Genomic DNA, 3654 nt, shown 5'->3' with positions numbered 1-3654 from the left:
TGTTTATATCCATTAGATGTATTAGGGTACATTTAATAAAGTGAGCTTAAAGATGCAAACCTCATATGTAACCTCTAAGTCTGGCTCATTTACTCCAATTCTTAATGAGTTTTGGAAGAGTTTAGTAGAGCAGAAGGCAGATAGAATATTTCAATATATTAATAGTTATGGCTCGCCGATTCATTTAATAAATTTAGAATCCTTTAGAAAAAATATCAGTGAACTAGAAGAGGCTTTAGTTGAAGAAAATGTAGAGTTTAAAATATTTTATGGTTCAAAAGTTAACAAGTCTATCGCACTTATAAGAGAATCCTACCTAGTAGGATCTGGGATTGACGTCTCAAGTATTTACGAATACAAAGACGCAGTATCAGCAGGATTTAATGGCACTAATATCATTGCGACGGGACCCGTTAAGCCAATTGATTTTTTGTTACAACTTATAAAAAGTAAGTCTTTGATTTCAATAGATTCTCTTAATGAATACTACGATTTAAAAAAATTACTAAAAAATAGGTCTTTAAAAAACCATCCTATTCTTATTAGATTTAAACCTGATTTCGAGAAAAATAGTCGATTTGGTATAACAGCGCACACAATAAAAAAAATGCTAGTTGATATATCTATATCAAAAGAGATTTTATTTTTAGGGTTTCACTTCCACCTTAGTGGTTATAATATAGAGCCTAGAGTGGAGGCCATACAACAACTGTTAAAATTAATTGAGGCGGCAAATAAGATTGGTATAAATACCTCAGTTATTGATATGGGTGGGGGGATGCCTATTAAATATGTGAATAATAGCAAGTATAAAAGAATTATAAAAAATATCTCGGAGAGCCATTTTATTAACAATAAAAAACCTTTAGATTATTATCCTTATGGTGGGTTTTTAACTGCACCTGATTGGTTAAGGGGAGTTCTTAATAGTAATTTAACAAAAGACTTAAAGGTAAAAGAATGGTTCAGGGCTAATAATTTAACTTTATATTTAGAGCCGGGAAGGGCTTTAGTAAATCAAGCTTGTATGACAGTTTTTGAAGTTTCAAGAGTAAAGCCAATATCCGAAAATAATCATGTTATTTTTGTAAGAGGGAGTAGTTTTAATGCGTGCGAAACTTGGTTTAATTCGGAGTTTTTAATTGACCCTATATTGATCAGTAAAAGAAAATCTTCTTGTAAAAATGAAAATTTCTTTGCATATATAGCTGGGCATAGTTGCTTAGCAGAAGATGTTATAACCCATCGGATACTCAAATTTCCTTTAATCCCTCAGGCAGGGGACTTGATTATCTTTGCAAATACAGGCGGTTATCAAATGGATTTATTAGAGAATGAGTTTCATAGACATCCTATGCCAGCAAGATTGGTAATAAACAAAGATTTTTCATCTGCATTTGTTGATATTTAAATTAGGAGATCATAGAGTGATTTTTTCTAAAATTACAGACAGTATCGGAAATACTCCTTTATTAGAAATCCCAATTAAGTTCTCAGATAGTTACTTCTATCTGAAAAATGAGAAAAATAATCCTGGCGGATCAATGAAAGATAGAATGGCGCGAAATATGGTCGTCCAAGCTTTAAAATCAGGGAAGCTTAACCTTGATGGAACAATTATTGAGTCTTCATCAGGTAATACTGCAATTGGTTTAGCGATTGCAGCACAAGAATTAGGTATGCGATTCATTGCTATAGTAGACCACCACGCAGCTCCTGACAAAATAAAAATAATGTGTGCATTTGGAGCTGAAATTAAATTCATTGAAGGTGATTATAAAGAAGACGAAGTAGCCGTTGTAGCGCGTCAAAAACTTGGTGCGGAACTTGCTAAAGAAATACCAAATTCAATGTTTATGAATCAGTCAGATAATCCTGACAATCCTGGTGGATATACAGGATTCGTAGATGAATTACTTGAAGAGTTTGAGAATGGACCTGATGCATATGTAGGTTGTGTCGGGACTGGAGGTTCTATAACTGGTATAGGCAAAGGTTTAAAGGCATTTCGTAAAGACATTAAAATTATTGGTGTGGAGCCTGATGGATCTATAGTGTTTGGACAACCGGGTCATCCGTATTATCAATCAGGTACAGGAACACCAAAAGGTGATGAAATTGGAAAAGTTTTAGAATATGACTGTATTGATTTAGGGTTGCAAGCTACTGATAGTGAGGCTTTTGTCACCGCACGTTATTTCGCAAAAAATTTCGGAGTTTTAATAGGTGGTTCATCAGGAGGAGCGATATATAAGGCTTTAGAATTGATATCTACTAATACTATATCTGGCAATATTGTCACTCCAATTGTTGATGGGGGTGAGAAATATCTGAATACAATATTTGACGATGAATGGATGGAGTCAAGGAATCTATTGAGTTCTAATATTATAGAAAACTTGGATAACTGGATTGATAAATAAACAAAATTAAAAGGTTAAAATGAATATTACTATATTTGGTGCGGGTAGAATAGGACATTTATTAACAATTCGGTTTGCAAATAAGGGTGCAAAAGTCAATGTTTTAACTCAAAATAGATATCTAATAGATAAGTTTGAAAAAAAAAATGAGTTATGGCGTGTTTACAATCATAAGGGTGAAGTAATATGTGGCGGAAAACCAGAGCTAGTCACATCAGACCCTAGAATAGCTTTAGAAAATTCAGATATTATATTGCTAACAGCTCCCTCCAATTCACACTCTAAGTTGATTAAATTAATAAAACCTTATTTGCCTCGAAAAAGAAAAATATATATAGGTGCTATGCCAGGTTGTGGAGGTTTTGATTGGCGATGTAGAAATTTAATAGGAAAAGATAATAAGGCGATAATTTGGGGGTTTAAGGATGTCAGTCACATAGCCTCCAATTTAGTACATGGCGATTCTGTGTTGGAAGGAGGAGCAAAATCCAAGCTATTTATTGCAATGGAAGATGGAACTTCAGAAGATGATAGTAAATGTCTGTTAGAAAGGCTTAACTGTTTGTTTGACTCTTCGGTTGAACTTCTCTCAAGTTTTATGGAAATTACGTTAACTCCTGGTAATGCTTTAATGCACCCGCCTGTATTATACGCTTTGTCTGGAGTAGATGGTGATTATACTGATAATAAAATATATCCTGGTTTAGAATGGTGGTCGGATATCTCAAAAGAAGCCGCCGAACTAATAGAAGCATGTGACACCGAAAATCAAGCAATAAAAAATGAGGTTGAGAGTGTTATAAAGCTTAATTTAAGCTCAGTGTGTAGTTTATCACAAGAGTTGAAAGATGCTTATGGTTCTATGATTAAAAATTCTTCTTCAATGTATAATATCCTGAGAAGTAATAAGGCGTATGAAGGTATTAAATTTCCAAGTATTGAAGACAAAGGTATTCTTATTCCCGACCCCGCGTCTAGAGTTTTTTTTGAAGATATTGAAATAGGGTTGGCTGTCCTGATTGCCTTGGGGAGGACGTTGGGTGTTAATACACCTAATTTAAATAAGATTCATTCTTGGGGGGTAGCTTGGCATAAAGATATACGGGATCTGACAACTCAAATTATACCTAATGATTGGATGGAGAACTATAAATGAATTATGAAAGCCTCAGTATTCAGAATAGCATTAATAGACTCATTCGTTGCTTGTTTGCAGAGGGTTATCTTAATA

The 3654-nt window shown here is 33.9% G+C and carries 3 protein-coding genes; all 3 read left to right on the top strand.

The features are described from left to right. Window positions 1-52: 52 nt before the first annotated feature. From EGV92_RS13730 to EGV92_RS13720, 3 genes are read left to right on the top strand one after another with little or no spacing between them, the layout of a single operon-like run. Complete coding sequence (locus tag EGV92_RS13730) at window positions 53-1411, top strand: type III PLP-dependent enzyme domain-containing protein (RefSeq protein ID WP_131669876.1); 1359 nt, start codon at window positions 53-55, stop codon at window positions 1409-1411. A 16-nt stretch (window positions 1412-1427) separates the two neighbouring features. Beyond that, window positions 1428-2423 carry a cysteine synthase family protein gene (locus EGV92_RS13725; protein WP_131669875.1) on the top strand — a complete coding sequence of 332 codons (996 nt, stop codon included), beginning with the start codon at window positions 1428-1430 and terminating at the stop codon, window positions 2421-2423. 19 nt (window positions 2424-2442) lie between these two features. Beyond that, window positions 2443-3579 carry an NAD/NADP-dependent octopine/nopaline dehydrogenase family protein gene (locus EGV92_RS13720; RefSeq protein WP_131669874.1) on the top strand — a complete coding sequence of 379 codons (1137 nt, stop codon included), beginning with the start codon at window positions 2443-2445 and terminating at the stop codon, window positions 3577-3579. Window positions 3580-3654: the final 75 nt, after the last annotated feature.

It is taken from the genome of Psychrobacter pygoscelis, assembly GCF_004335015.1.
GTDB classification, from domain to species: Bacteria; Pseudomonadota; Gammaproteobacteria; order Pseudomonadales; family Moraxellaceae; genus Psychrobacter; species Psychrobacter pygoscelis.
Note: the sequence above shows the minus strand (reverse complement) of the source record. Positions and strands in the feature narration are given on the sequence as shown.